The following is a 14,472-nucleotide window of genomic DNA, read 5'->3' on the forward strand; positions in this document are numbered from 1 at the left end:
AAAAACAGACATCTGATGGGTCGATAGAGCGCTCATAGGCTAGATTTGTCGGTAGTTTCATCGTTGATACTCCTTGGCTGTACCACTAGGTAATTTTGATGGTTATTTAGTGACCAAAAGATTGTGTTGGCATCGGTCGCTGAATCAAAGGTGATTGAGTTGATAAGGCCAATAATGCACTCGGCGAAAGCGTGTTTGTAACCTCTGAGGGAGTTTGGTTTATCTTTGGGCTCTTCTAACAAGTGGTAACCGACGCAGCTTGCCATGAGCTGATGGTCCTCTGTCATGGCTGCTAATAGATCACCTAGATTATTGTTTGACTGTGCGTAAAGTGACAACCACTTACCAGCTTCTATTGGCAGAGATTCGATCGCTGATTCTAATGTGGAGAAGGAGTTGATATGTTTAAAGTCATCAATTGCAATTTTTGCTGAACCTCGAGCCAATCGCTTTGGTAGTGATGTAACTAACGTATCTTGGTCAATATGTTGAGCAAAGTTGGTGTTCAAAATAAGGCTAAATACGACATCACACTGCCAGTTATCCCGGGTCGCGGGAGCGGATATAGTCCCGTTGCCTTTTTCCACAAACTCTAGTGTCAAACCTCGCTTTTCGACATGTAGTTGATGGACGCATATCGCAAAGGATTCAACACGAAACGATGAGGTGGTGCGATTTATATTCCGTTCAAATGCGTGAACGAAGCCAAAGAAAGCGGTAAGTGATGGAACCCCCACCGTTACAGGGGAGCTTAAAGCTGTTGCGCCACAAACCCTGATATTCGGTAGGACTAAAAACGATCCATTAGTGTGTTGCTCACCATTATTGATTGAACTTGATAACTCTCGTTTCAAAAGCTCAAGAAAGAGTTTGGTCATCGCTGGATCGTAAGCAAAACCCTTGGTGGCTCCAAGGCAAGATAAGTCATGATTCAAGCGTTGAACAAGAATGATTGAATCAAGGGTGTGGTCTTGCTTTGCCAACCAAGCGCGGACCATATTTTGAATCTCGATTTTGTATTGTCTGCGGAGCGCTCTTCGCGCATTTTCAGGGATGAGGCGTTTGTTAAGGCGCTGGTACTGTTTTAATGATTGAACATGTTCTGACGTCAACCAACTTTGTTTACTGTTTAATCGATGATGAGAGGTACTGGAGAACTTAGCGCTAGATTTTAACATTCTAAATGCTCCGCCACATGTCATTGAAGTGACACCCATGTTGGTGGTTCGGCTGAACCGCGTTATCGCGCTATGCCGATATTCATCTTGGAGCCCTTGATTAAAGTGGCTTTGCATCGTCTGAGATGCAATAGGTGACAGGGAAATATAGGACCCATCGTTGTCGGGTAGAGAGATTTGCGTCAAGTAATTTGGTGCGAGTGTCACATTGATGGTCGTGCGAGTAATATCAGCTAGTTGTTTTGCCATTGATTTACGAGTTTTTTGATAACAACCCAACTTTTTCAAAGTATTCCAAAGTGGATGCTCTGCATCTTTAAGAAGTTCACCCAAGCACGATATGACCCCATCCCAACAAAACTCATTGGTGAGGAATGCGCTTTTGTTGACGTATTTTGAATCATGGCTGTATGACCAATGGTATGGTGGCATTTTTGAAGACGAGAGTAGACAGCTCGGTAACTCACCGAGGGGTTGGCTTCGAATAACGCCTTCAGAACGGATATCTGGGAATTTGGGGTTATGGCTTTGTCGATAGTTAACGCAATTTACGCAGCTAGCCCACCATTTTTCATCTCGAAGTTTGTGCTTGCATTTGGCTCTATCGAGCAGGTCTTTCTGATCATCTGTCTTATCGGTTAAATTGACTAATATCGTCAGTGCATCAAGTTCATTACCATCAATTGCAATATGTGGTGTGAGTGGACGAAATGCTCGCTTAAGTTCAGCCGTTAGGTCGTCAGGATTGGATGCGATTAGCTCTTTCAGAGTTTGCATTTACCACCTCGACACATAGAACGAGCGGTTAAACTCATCGGTTTGGAATTCAGCTAACCAAAGACAGAAAATATCGCCGAAATGAAATAGATAATCGGTGACTTCAAGAGGGCTGTTGGGCTTGGTTCTTCGATTTGGCTTCAAGATGCGTTGTTCAACCATTGATGTTATCTGATCGAGGCTACAATTTAACATTACAGTCGCTTCTAACGCGTTCATTTTGAGGTTAGCGATTAATCCCTTGTCTTGCCATAAACGTTTTTCTAAATAGCAGAGCAGCTCACTAAGGATGATATTATGTTGAAGGTTCCGCTCAGGTAACCTAACTGACCCGAAAAATAACCGACCAAGAAGATCTTTTAGCCGTAATTCAGACGTACTGACAACCGCATGCTCAAGGTTGAACTCTATTTCATCTTCGATTATCGAGTGAAATGACCTTGGCCAGTTTGAGAAAAATTGAACGAACGAAAAGCGATCAAATTCGCTATCTTTGATTCCCATCCACCAATGAACTAAACCCCATCGGTAGCTTTTAGGAAGATTTGGCAGAGGTTTTGATTCATTGCCAGCAAGCCAGTTTGAAACAGTACATGCCGTCTTATGACCATTATCCTTGCTGGTTACGCTGATAGGCTCCTTGCATTTGCAGCAAATGCCTTTTAACCCAGATATTCGGTAGTCAAACTCGCTACCACAGCTACAAGTGGTAATTAAAGGTACGTTATGGATGTGGCAGTACTCGTACCCCTGAAAGTGCCAAAGGTAGGAGGCGTAGCCATTTTCTTGTAGGCACAATGGGCAGCAGAGTATGGATTTAGTCCGAAGTAAACTGCGAGGAAAGACTTCTGCACCTCTAACAAGCGCGTTAGTTGACGGCGAGTATTTCAAGTTTGTTCTGTTAATTGCCAATCCAAGCAACTCGGGCGGTTCATTAAACGTCAATTGCGCAAGTTTCAGGAATGAGGCAGTCCGAGAGCTGGAGCTATTGTTAGCGAAGCATGGGTTTATCCGGGTGATATCCGTAGGAAAGGTTTGATAGCCGTGATCGTCTATGTCTTGTAAGAAGCGTTTTGTGGCTTCTAGAAAGCGATGAACATCATAGCCATTTTTGTTAGCCACTCGGATAAAGAAGCTTTCTAAGCTTTCATCACTGTAAGGTTTGGGTCTTTGTAAAAACATAGAGCTCCTCCTGAATTCAATATAGGAGCTAACAGTATGATTAAGAGTGTTTTGTTTGGGATTGAGATACCTGACACAGTTTTTAGAGTTGAATGGTAGTGCATAGCACTTTGAACGGATTTAAATGTTTGTCCTCTGCTTTCTAAGGTAAACTCCATTCCCATAAGTAAAAATAGTTACGGACGTAAAAATGGCAACTTTACTCAGTTGGCTCGGTAGAACAGACCTTGATCAAATGAAGCTGGACAAGCCTGCTTCAATTGCAACGATTGCTCTGAAAGGTAAAACTCTCGATAGTATTATTATCCTTGCCAGTGCATGGGAAGATGAATGGCACGAGTATCAAGAGTGGTTGGAGAAAAAGCTCGCTTGCGTGGGGCGCTCTAAGACCTCAGTGACTATCCAACGAGTTCGATTGGCATCACCAATAGATTATTCGGCGATAACCAAAGTGATGCAAAAACAGCTGAGTAAGGTTTCTGCTGGTTCTGAACACATATACTTGAACCTCACATCCGGAACGCCAGCAATGACGGTTGTTTCTGTCTTACTCGGTAAGGGCATTGGGAAGTGCGAGTTACTTCAAACATCGCCCGAAGGTGAGCTAATTGAAGTGGATATCCCCGTTGATTTCGCGACGGAATATACCAAATCCTCTACTAGCGCTATACAGTCCCTGACATCAGATACCCCTCAATTAAGCTCGGCTTTTGATGCTATAACAGCAAAGTCAAATATCATGCAGCTTCTAGTGAAAAAAGCTCACAGACTCGCTTTATCTGATTTGCCTGCACTTGTGCTTGGTGAAAGCGGGTCAGGAAAAGAAGTCATGGCAACAGCCATTCACAACGCAAGCTCTCGCTCAGATAAACCATTCAGAGCCGTTAACTGCGGTGCATTACCAGAAAACTTGGTGGACTCAATTCTCTTTGGCCACGTTAAAGGTGCGTTTACTGGAGCAGATAAAGATCATTCAGGGCTATTTGAACAGGCAAACGGTGGCACCTTATTCCTAGATGAAGTGGGCGAGCTGCCACTCAATGTCCAAGTTAAACTACTTAGAGCGTTGCAACAAAAAGAAGTTACGAGAGTCGGTGACGTGAAATCTCACGTAGTTGATGTTCGCATTATTGCGGCTACCCACCAAGATCTGTTTCAGATGACATCGCAAGGAGCCTTTCGGGAAGACTTATTCTACCGACTTGCCGTTGGGGTAATTGAAATGCCACCGCTCAGAGCGAGATCGGAAGACATTCCAGAGCTCATATCAACTCTGATGAACGACATCAATCAACAGGCCGAAAAACATCCTCTGTTTGAAAGTAAGAAAATTTCCACCGATGCAATTAATTTTGCACAATCATACTCGTGGCCCGGAAATATCAGGGAGCTTTGGAATACACTGAATCGAGCAGTGTTATGGTCTGAATCGACCACCATTTCTGTCGAAGACCTTCAATCGTCAGTGTTAAGTGCAGGCAAAAACCAATCTTCACAGGGTGAATTTTCTGTACCTGGAGATATACAGCAATACATTGATAATATTAAGAAAGATGCGGTCCAATCAGCTTTAGAGTATAGTCGTAATAATAAATCCAAAGCGGCGGAAGCACTAGGTCTAAAGAGTCATCAAACGTTAAGTGGATGGATGACAAAATTAGGTATTGAAGAGTAAACGAGTAGGCTAGAACACGGTTGGCATAACCATTGCTCATTGAGGTCAGGAGAACAAAAAGAGTGAAAACGTCAGTGAACTTTGAACATCTAAGAAAAGACTGGCCAGAACTGGCTGAACTGGGCGTATTTGCTGAAGCTTATGCGGTGACTGATCCTCAAAGCTCGATGGTAAAACTTCGTTGCTATGTCGAAAAGATTGTAGGTTACCTATATCGAGAGCTACGTTTACCTGTATTACCAAATGCCTCGGTTCACGACAAGCTGACCAGTGCCTCGTTTACTGCCATTATTCATAAAGATATTCTCGATAAATTTCATGCTGTGCGCAAAGGTGGTAACAAAGCCGCCCATGACGGATATGTCAATCAGCATGACGCACTCTGGTTACTTAAAGAATCCTACCTAATTGGTTGCTGGCTTTTTATCGCCTACGGCGATGGCTCCCAAGAAGAATGCCCTCGCTATATACAGCCTGATAACGCTCCGTTAGAGGGTGAGTCCAAAGCAGATTTTAAGCGAAAAAACAAACAGCTACAGCAAAAGCTTGCCCAGAATAGTGAGCAGCTTGCACAGGCGTTAAAAGAGCTTGAAGAGGCGAAACAAGCCCAGTTGTTGGCCCAGCAGACTGCCAGTAAGCTCAAGTTGGAAGTTGATCAAACCAAAGCAGACAAGCTAAAACGCAACACCCTCGAGTTGAAGAACAGCTTTGACCTTAACGAAGCGGAAACTCGTAAACGTCTAATCGATTCTGAGCTAAGAAGTGAAGGCTGGGACGTGGCACTGGCAGAAGTCAGCACTGAACAAGTATCCAAAGAGTACGAAGTTGATGGTCAGCCAACTCAAACTGGCAAAGGTCGTTGTGACTACGTGCTTTGGGATGACAACGGTAAACCACTGGCGGTTATCGAAGCGAAGAAAACCAGAGTGGATGCGCGAGCAGGGCAAGAACAAGCCAAACTTTACGCTGATGCGTTAGAAAAACAAACAGGCCAACGACCAGTAATTTTCTACACCAATGGCTACGATATCTGGCTGTGGGATGACGCTCAGGGCTACGTACCTCGCAAACTGTTTGGTTACTACTCTAAAGACAGTCTGCAACACCTTATCCAGCAGCGTGCGCTGAAAAGAGATCTTAACAGCACTCCGATTGATACCGACGTAGCAGGCCGACTCTATCAAATGGAGTCAATCACTCGTGTCTGTGAACGATTTAGCGACAAGCATCGTAAAGCGCTGATTGTGCAAGCAACAGGCACGGGCAAAACGCGCGTTTCTATTGCGTTAGCCAAGCGTTTACTTGATGCAGGTTGGGCAAAGCGAGTGCTGTTTTTATGTGACCGTAAAGAGCTACGCAAGCAAGCGGCCAACGCATTCAATGAGTTCACTAAAGAGCCGTTATTCGTAAAAGGTAAAAGCAAGAAAGATCTCGCGAGCAAAGCGCGTATCGTGATCGCGACTTACCCAGGCATGATGCAAACCTTCGAAGAGTTTGATGTCGGTCATTTTGACCTTATTATTGCCGACGAATCGCACCGTTCCATCTACAACAAGTATGGTGAGCTGTTTAAGTATTTTGATGCATTGCAAGTGGGCTTGACCGCAACGCCTGTTGAGATGATCTCCCGCTCGACCAGCCAGCTGTTTGGTTGTGACTACAAAATGCCAACGGCGAATTATCCGCTAGAACAAGCGATTGAAGAGGGAAACCTTGTTCCTTTCAAAGTTGTCTCTCATACCACCAAGTTCTTGCGTGATGGTATTAAAGGTAATGAGCTCACTGATGAGCAGATAGCTGAACTTGAAGATCAAGGTATTGACCCGAATGAGCTCGATTTCGATTCAAAGCTGATTGATAAAGCGATCTTTAACAAAGACACTAACCGCCAGATCATCCGCAATCTTATGGAACGTGGTCTTAAAGATGCCGACAATCAATTGCCAGGAAAATCCATCATCTTTGCTCGTAGCATCAAACACGCAGAGCTTATTGCTGATCTGTTTGCTGAAATGTACCCCGATCTGGGTGGTAACTTCTGCCGAGTGATTCACTCGAAATATGAACGTGCCGATGAGCTGATCGACAGCTTCAAAAGTGCCGAAGGCAACAAAGACGAAATCACTATTGCGGTATCTGTCGATATGCTCGATACCGGTATTGATGTTCCGGAATGTATCAACCTTGTGTTTGCTAAACCGATTAAATCGAAAGTGAAGTTTTGGCAAATGGTAGGTCGTGGTACCCGTTTGTGTGAGAACTTGTTTGGCCCGGGCGAACATAAAAAACATTTCTTGATCTTCGATCACTGGAACAACTTTGAATATTTCAAAATGAACCCAGATGAAGATGATGGTGCAAAAGGTAAGTCTCTTGCGCAAAAGGTATTTGAAGCGAGGCTAAACTTGGCTGATGAGGCACTTAAACGTGCAGAAATGGATATCTTCGATTCGGTGGTGCCACAGATTAAAGCCGATATCGAATCGCTTAACGATAAAACCATCGAAGTGCGTGAAAACTGGCAAATTAAAGCGCGACTAAGTGATGAGAAAACCTTGCACCAAATGGCTCCGGATACCAAGGAGCTACTGCGCTCTACGATGGCTCCGCTAATGCAGTGGAAACCGATTACTGGCGAGAGCGAAGCGTTACGCCTCGATCTTCAGTTCTTAGAGCTTGAGCTTATCAAACTCAAACAACCTTCCAAGGTCGATATTGTTGCGATGCCGATTATGGACAAGGTCACCACACTTTCTATGCACCTTAACGAAGTGCGCAGTAAGGCTAGTACTATTAAGCAAGTGCAGCAGCCGAACTTCTGGAATGATGCTGATCACCATGAACTAGAAGCTTGCCGAAGCGAGCTTCGAACGGTAATCCATTTGCGTGATAAAGGCGCGACACCGCCTCCTAAGCCAACACCCGTATTAGATGTGAAAGAGGATGCGGCTGAATATCGCACTGAAGAGGTGAAAACCGATATTGTGACGGTGGACTACCAGATCTACAAGCAAGAGGTCGAAAAAACCCTGTCGCCGCTGTTTGAATCGAATGAAGTATTGCAAAAGATACGCGCAGGGCAATCAGTAACAGAAGCGGATTTAGAGACGCTCAATGCGCTGGTGCATACACAAAACCCAAGTGTCGATCTTTCGATTTTGAAAGAATTCTTCCCGGAATCAACCGCTGGGCTCGACCAGATTTTGCGTACCATTGTTGGCATGGATGCAAAGGCGATTGAAAATGAGTTTACCGCCTTTGTACAGCAAGTACATACCCATCTTAACTCAAGACAACAGCGCTTTATCGGCATGCTCAAAAATCACCTTTGCCGCTACGGTAGCGTTGATATTGAACAGTTGTACGACGCGCCATTCAATCAAATTGATGATGCTGGCTTAGATGGCGTATTCCCAATCCCTGCTCAAGCGGATGTGGTGGAACAGTTTGTTCGCCGCTTTAGTGTCCACTTGGGTGAGAAACAAGCAAGTGTCGAGAAAGTGGTGAATTAACCCTTTGGCAATGGCTACCGGCTAAGTAAACTACAACCCATTACGATTGACGCTGATTTTTTCAGCAGCGTCAATTGCCATAAAAGAATATAGAGAATAGATAATGATTACATCAGGCGCATTAAAGAGCCAAATTGACAAACTATGGGAAGAGTTTTGGACGGGCGGGATCACCAACCCGTTAACCGTAGTTGAGCAAATTACCTATTTGATGTACGCCCGCATGCTAGACATGAACGAGCGTAACGACGAAAAACGTAGCGCACGAACGGGCAAACCATTTAATCGGCGCTTTACAGACAATAAGCAGCACATCCGTTGGGAAAACTTCCGTCATCTTGGCGCAGAAAAGTTATACCCATTAGTAAAAGATGAACTCTTTCCGTATTTCAAAGAACTCACGTCTGATGACACTCTGTTTGCTGATTTTATGAAAGATGCGCAGCTAATGATTCAAAAGCAATCGCTATTGGTTAAAGCGGTTGAGTTGGTGAGCGAGCTGCCGCTAGAAAACAAAGATGTGAAAGGTGACTTGTACGAGTACTTGCTGTCTAAATTGACTACCGCAGGTATCAACGGCCAGTTCCGTACGCCGCGCCACATTATTCGCGCTATGATTGAAATGCTTGATGTAGAAGAGACGCACCGCGTTTGTGACCCAGCCTGTGGTACTGGTGGTTTCCTGTCTTCAACATATGAATACCTGTTAGAGAAATACTCCTCACCTGAAGGCGTAGAGAAAGAGCAAGCGTTTGATACAGAAGGTAAGCCTGTTTTAGATGTACACGGTAACCCTGTGTTTAATCACTTATACGCAGGTGATTTGCTAGAAAACCGTGCTCATATCGATTACGACATGTTCCACGGCTTTGATTTTGACTCTACAATGCTACGCGTGGCAGCAATGAACTTGGTGATGCATGGCGTTAAACAACCAGACATCCATTACCAAGATACATTAAGCCAAAGCTTCATAGAGCGTTATCCTGATGAGGCGAAAAACGGTTTTGATATCATTCTAGCGAACCCACCGTTTAAGGGCAGCTTAGATGAAGAAGATGTCGACCCCGCGATTCTAAAAGTGGTCAAAACCAAAAAGACCGAACTGCTGTTTGTCGCGCTGATCCAACGTATGCTAAAAGTGGGCGGTCGCACTGCCACCATCGTGCCTGATGGCGTGTTATTTGGTAGTTCTAAAGCGCACCAAACTCTGCGTAAACACCTAGTGGAAGATAACCAACTAGAAGCGGTGATCTCACTACCAAGCGGCGTATTTAAGCCTTATGCGGGCGTTTCAACCGCCATTCTCATTTTCACCAAAGGTGGCAGTACCGATAACGTTTGGTTCTACGATGTGCAAGCCGATGGTAAATCGCTGGATGATAAGCGTACCCCAATCAAAGACAACGACCTGCCAGACTTGGTTGAGCAGTACAAAGCGTACCAAGCTGCGGTAACCGAAGGTCAGTCAACTGAGCAGTGGTCAGACAAAACCCAAAAAGCCTTCTTGGTTACGAAAGATGACATCAAGTCGAACAAATATGATCTGTCGATCAACCGCTATAAAGAAGTGGTGTATGAGCAAGAAAGCTACGAAGAGCCAAAAGTGATTCTAGGCAAACTCAAAGCACTAGAGAATGAGATTCTAGCTGACTTAAATGAGTTGGAGTCGATGCTATGAGTTGGCCTCTCGTAAAATTAAAAGAAATCACAGAAGTGATTGACTATGGCTTAACTGCCTCTGCTCAAAAAGATTGCGACGGCCCACTTTTTTTAAGAATTACTGACCTTGTAGAAAATGGTGTTGATTGGTCGAAAGTTCCTCGCTGTGTCTGTGACGAAAAGAAAAAGCAAAAAAATCTCTTACGGTCGGGGGATATAGTTTTTGCTCGCACAGGCGCAACTACAGGAAAAAGCTATTTAATAGGGGAGCTAGCAGAAGATACTGTGTTTGCATCCTATTTGATACGCGTGCGACCAAATCCTAACGTCTGTTCTTCATATTTGGCTCATTTTTTTAAATCACCTAATTATTGGCATCAAATCGAAGGTATGTCGACTGGAGCTACTTTACCTGGAGTAAATGCTACTAAACTATCTGAGTTGCAATTTCCACTACCTCCACTAGACGAACAAAAACGCATTGCTGCCATTCTGGATAAAGCCGATGCCATTCGCCAGAAACGCAAACAAGCCATTGACCTTGCCGATGAGTTCTTACGCAGTGTGTTTTTGGATATGTTTGGTGATCCGGTAACGAATCCTAAGGGGTGGGAACAAGTTCCCTTAACGACTTTATCAGATAAAATTCTTAATGGCACAACCCCTAAAGGGGGGAGTGATGTGTATGTTGAAAAAGGTATTGCATTTTTAAGAAGTCAAAACGTGTGGAAAAAGCGTATTGATCTAGATGACATCGTTTATCTTGATGATGAAACACATACAAAAATGTCCAAAAGTAGTTTGAAACACAAGGATATTTTGATAACTAAAACTGGCCGTATCAATACTGAAAACAGTAGTTTGGGACGAGCGGCTATTTATTATGGAAAAGATGACGAGGCGAATATCAATGGGCATGTGTATTTGGTTAGGCTTAAACCAGATAACGTACATGAGTTTATTGAATTTATACTTACTACGAAAGAGTATCGAGACCATATGAGATCCGTATGTGTTGGCGGAATTGATAAGCGACAACTAAACAAGAACCATATTGAAGAGTTCCCGATAATCTGTCCGCCTAGCAATCAACAACAGCGGTTTGTCAAAGTTCTTCATCAAAGTCAAAAAGTAATGGACAACTATAAAGAGCAGTTAGTAGAGGCTCAAAACAACTTCTTTGCTCTCGCCCAAAAGGCCTTTTCAGGTCAGCTATAAATTTCAGAGGTATCTTCGGATGCCTCTTTTTTGATCAAAGGTTAGGTTAAAAAATGAAAATAACATCACTTACCATTGGCGGGTTTAAAGGCATTAAAAACAAAGCCACGATTCCACTCGCACCCATCACCTTGTTCTTTGGCGCGAACAGTACAGGCAAAAGCACAGTATTACATGCATTACTGTACCTGTATGAAGCAGTCGCCAAACGTAATTTCGATGCGCAACACAGTTCAATCGCGGGTGAGTCACTCTACTTTGGCGGTTTTCAGAATTTAGTTCACGGAAAAGATTTAGATGGCGCCATCACTTTGGGTGCAACACTAGACTTTAGAGGTGGTGCTGCGGATATTTGGGATGATTATTTATCGGAGTCCGAGCACTGGCTATTAGAGTCTAACTTGGGTTTAACACCTGATTCAGACGCAGACGTTATATCCTTTGAGTTAGACATTAAATGGGATCATACAAAAAACCGTGCGTTCATCAGCCGATATGTATGTAAAAGCCATGGTATTGAGTATTTCAAAATAACCGCTCAAGCAGGTCGACCAGATTGCCAAATTACTCACTATCAACCATTGCCGCATTGGGAAGTAGATGAATCATTTAAAGTCGAGAATCTCTTTGATTCTGGCCAGTGGGAAGATGTTTCAATAAACGGTCAAAATGCGTTGCCTGACATCTATAAAAGACTTGATCTATCAGAACCTCCGTTCGAGTGGTCTGATGTTTTCGAAAGTCACCCGTTAGCTGCCCAGTTGTTTGCTGAAGCTTCACTCTCTCAAGCAGCGTTTGCACCACTAAAACTATTAGTGAAAAAACTTGAAGACTTGCTTCATATTGGTCCGCTACGTATTGTGCCAACACGTGCAACCGTATTAAACAAAAGCACGAACACTCAGCGTTGGTATGACGGCACAGCTGGCTGGGAGACTTTCGCCTTTTCGAGTGAAAGGGTAAAAACCAAAACTAATGAAAAGTTTACTAGTGGCCAGTTCTTTGGCACTAATTACCGCTTTGAGTCTCCAGCTTACGGTGAAGCTAGTTTGAGTGAAAAGTCAGTCATCCTTAAAGACTCTCATACTGACATTCCGTTATTGCCATCAAGCGTTGGTGTCGGCGTTTCCCAAGTATTCCCATTTGTAGTTGCGACCTCAATTGAGCAAGATCTTATCGTATCGTGCGAGCAACCCGAACTGCATATTCACCCGAAATGGCAGTTAGCTTTGGGGGATATGATGCTAGAGGCAACTAAGAAAAATACTGACCGTATGTTCTTGGTTGAGACTCACAGCGAACATTTGCTATTGAGGTTGTTAAAGCGCCGCCGCCAAACCGCAGATGAAGAGATCGAATACGAACCATTTGGTTGTAAGAAAAGTGATGTACAGATAGTTTTCTGCGAGCAGTCCGAAGGTAAAACTCGTTTAATTCCAATCAAAACAACTGACGAGGGTGAGTTTGATGCACCGTGGCCAAATGGCTTCTTTGAAGAAAGAAGAGAGGAGCTATTCTGATGTTGCATTTGGAATTTGCGGTAGCGCCTACAGAAGTCAACTCTTTAGCAGATTTGGCATTGCTGGATGCAAGGCTTGGATTTGATCGCGGCGCAGTATTATCTGGTTTTCCTAAAGCTTGGTTTAGGGAAGTTTCAGACCAATTGAGAAGAACTCATCAAGGCGATACTTTAGATCGTGTTACAGAAAGACTTCGAGCGTTCAAGGATAATAAAACGGTAGCTTTTAATCGAGCATTCGAAGGGGCAAACTGGATTAATTCAGCAACGATGAGCCATGGGAACGAGCCGTTTCATCGAGTGGTTGAGCAGTCACTCAATTCTATACCTGTGTTCGTAAGTTCTTTTGTTGATCTGGCTGATGATGATTTCTCCTATCCTTCGCAATTTCCTCGAACTGCGGTGTCTCTTGCTAAAGCAGCAAAAGCACTTTTACTTGGTGCAGAAAAGGTAACTATTTACGACCCGTATATCTGTTTCACCAGACCTGGTTATCGAAAAACACTACTTGAAATAATGAAGCTATGTAAAAAAGCGTCAGTAGATTTCCATATATTTTCTGAAGAAGATGGAAAACCATCATGGCAGGTTACGCGACAAGCTCTAGAAAGCTTCAAAGAAACAATGCCAGACAATATTAATTTATATTGGTATTGTGCTGATGATGAAGGATCTAGATTTTTGCATGCGAGGGGGCTTTTTACCAGTAAAGGAGGGTTGATCTACGATGGTGGTTTTGAAGAGCCGAATGATAGAGATCAACGTCAAGAACTCATGGATATACTTCCGATGCCTAAAGGCTTACTACAAGCGAAATCTATGTCTTACAATACTTCTTTGCAATATGAAGACTTTAAGCTAGTGAGAGATGTTTGGTCTTCCCACCCATAATGAACAATTGGAGCCTGCAACTTGATGCGATACATGTGGCGGGCTCTATTGAATATTGTTTTGAGTAGTTTAGGATTCATTTATGCAACTTCAACTCAGTGCCACCAACGCACTCAACAAATGGCTGAAAGCTGACTTCCCGCGTTTGCCAGTTGGAGAGGGTAAACAAGCAGGTGTTAATAAACTGAGCTCGGATGACACTACCATGAGCTGGCAGGTGCACCTGATTGAAAACCGTTACTGTTCGCTAGAAAAAACGCTCATCGTCTGTGAAACCAACAGCCGCTTCACCTATTTTATTCCGCTCAATCGAATGATTTTCACGCCCGACGAACTCGCTGAACGGTTAAAAATAGAATGGCAGTTTGCCTTTGTGGAAGCTTTGGAAACGAGCGGCTTAGTTAGCCGTTATGACATTGCTACAATGCTATCACAGCTTAGCGACATTGAGTTCGCGCCGCACTGGATAAAGAACACCGACCTGAGTGTTAACGGCCATATCGCTGACGCCGCCCAATGGGTCACTCAAACCTTGGACGATAGAAACCTCGATCGTTTAAACCAGCCTCTGGCATTTGAGATTTCTAGCTATATTAACTCTCAAACCAAAAGTATCAAGGTCAACAACAAGAAACAGCGCTTCATCCCAATCGAGCGATTGTTCGATTATGTTCAACAAATCACGCAAGCTCCACAACCAACGTGCGATACGAGTAACGTAATTCCGTTTAGGCGTAGGTAAAATATTTATCGTTATTTCCCAAACACCCAGAAGTAAAATAATTTACTTTTGGGTGTTTTTTTACTAATTCAAATGCAAGCTAACGAAAAAAATTCAATAAAAACAATAAGATAAAT

9 protein-coding genes are annotated in these 14,472 nt (G+C 43.7%); 7 read left to right on the forward strand and 2 right to left on the reverse strand.

Translation table 11 applies throughout. From position 1 onward, the window contains the following. Nucleotides 1-32 precede the first annotated feature (32 nt). Both AC6R0R_RS00005 and AC6R0R_RS00010 read right to left on the reverse strand, forming a co-directional pair. The gene (locus tag AC6R0R_RS00005) at nt 33-1,955 is read right to left on the reverse strand and encodes a type I-F CRISPR-associated protein Csy2 (protein WP_500625216.1); all 1,923 of its coding nucleotides are present in this window, start codon (nt 1,953-1,955) and stop codon (nt 33-35) included. Further along, nucleotides 1,956-3,137 carry a TniQ family protein gene (locus tag AC6R0R_RS00010; protein WP_500625217.1) on the reverse strand — a complete coding sequence of 394 codons (1,182 nt, stop codon included), beginning with the start codon at nt 3,135-3,137 and terminating at the stop codon, nt 1,956-1,958. 190 nt (nt 3,138-3,327) lie between these two features. On the opposite strand from AC6R0R_RS00010, the gene AC6R0R_RS00015 reads away from it, so the two are divergent. The 7 genes from AC6R0R_RS00015 to AC6R0R_RS00045 all read left to right on the forward strand — a co-directional run bounded on the left by AC6R0R_RS00015 (nt 3,328) and on the right by AC6R0R_RS00045 (nt 14,356). Next, complete coding sequence (locus AC6R0R_RS00015; RefSeq protein WP_500625218.1) at nt 3,328-4,812, forward strand: sigma-54 interaction domain-containing protein; 1,485 nt, start codon at nt 3,328-3,330, stop codon at nt 4,810-4,812. A 62-nt stretch (nt 4,813-4,874) separates the two neighbouring features. Beyond that, the gene (locus tag AC6R0R_RS00020) at nt 4,875-8,324 is read left to right on the forward strand and encodes a DEAD/DEAH box helicase family protein (protein ID WP_500625219.1); all 3,450 of its coding nucleotides are present in this window, start codon (nt 4,875-4,877) and stop codon (nt 8,322-8,324) included. 103 nt (nt 8,325-8,427) lie between these two features. After that, the gene (locus AC6R0R_RS00025) at nt 8,428-10,005 is read left to right on the forward strand and encodes a type I restriction-modification system subunit M (RefSeq protein WP_500625220.1); all 1,578 of its coding nucleotides are present in this window, start codon (nt 8,428-8,430) and stop codon (nt 10,003-10,005) included. Continuing rightward, nucleotides 10,002-11,204, forward strand: coding sequence for a restriction endonuclease subunit S (locus tag AC6R0R_RS00030; protein WP_500625221.1), 1,203 nt, complete (start codon nt 10,002-10,004; stop codon nt 11,202-11,204). Before AC6R0R_RS00025 ends, AC6R0R_RS00030 begins: the two co-directional genes overlap by 4 nt. A 53-nt stretch (nt 11,205-11,257) precedes the next feature. Next, nucleotides 11,258-12,724, forward strand: coding sequence for a DUF3696 domain-containing protein (locus AC6R0R_RS00035; RefSeq protein WP_500625222.1), 1,467 nt, complete (start codon nt 11,258-11,260; stop codon nt 12,722-12,724). Next, nucleotides 12,724-13,614: a hypothetical protein gene (locus AC6R0R_RS00040; protein WP_500625223.1), complete on the forward strand. Its 891-nt coding sequence runs from the start codon at nt 12,724-12,726 to the stop codon at nt 13,612-13,614. The genes AC6R0R_RS00035 and AC6R0R_RS00040 overlap by 1 nt, the downstream gene beginning before the upstream one ends. Nucleotides 13,615-13,696: 82 nt before the next feature. Further along, nucleotides 13,697-14,356 (forward strand): amino acid adenylation, encoded by a 660-nt coding sequence (locus AC6R0R_RS00045; RefSeq protein WP_500625224.1) that lies wholly within the window; start codon nt 13,697-13,699, stop codon nt 14,354-14,356. The last annotated feature ends 116 nt before the right edge of the window (nt 14,357-14,472 follow it).

Source organism: Vibrio sp. R12-SW3-ISO1, from assembly GCF_059834005.1.

Bases quoted from the DNA above. Each gene is read 5' to 3' on its own strand.
- AC6R0R_RS00030 (WP_500625221.1), top strand. From the start codon at position 10,002: ATGAGTTGGCCTCTCGTAAAATTAAAAGAAATCACAGAAGTGATTGAC.
- AC6R0R_RS00025 (WP_500625220.1), top strand. From the start codon at position 8,428: ATGATTACATCAGGCGCATTAAAGAGCCAAATTGACAAACTATGGGAA.
- AC6R0R_RS00015 (WP_500625218.1), top strand. From the start codon at position 3,328: ATGGCAACTTTACTCAGTTGGCTCGGTAGAACAGACCTTGATCAAATG.
- AC6R0R_RS00005 (WP_500625216.1), bottom strand. From the start codon at position 1,955: ATGCAAACTCTGAAAGAGCTAATCGCATCCAATCCTGACGACCTAACG.
- AC6R0R_RS00045 (WP_500625224.1), top strand. From the start codon at position 13,697: ATGCAACTTCAACTCAGTGCCACCAACGCACTCAACAAATGGCTGAAA.
- AC6R0R_RS00040 (WP_500625223.1), top strand. From the start codon at position 12,724: ATGTTGCATTTGGAATTTGCGGTAGCGCCTACAGAAGTCAACTCTTTA.
- AC6R0R_RS00010 (WP_500625217.1), bottom strand. From the start codon at position 3,137: ATGTTTTTACAAAGACCCAAACCTTACAGTGATGAAAGCTTAGAAAGC.
- AC6R0R_RS00035 (WP_500625222.1), top strand. From the start codon at position 11,258: ATGAAAATAACATCACTTACCATTGGCGGGTTTAAAGGCATTAAAAAC.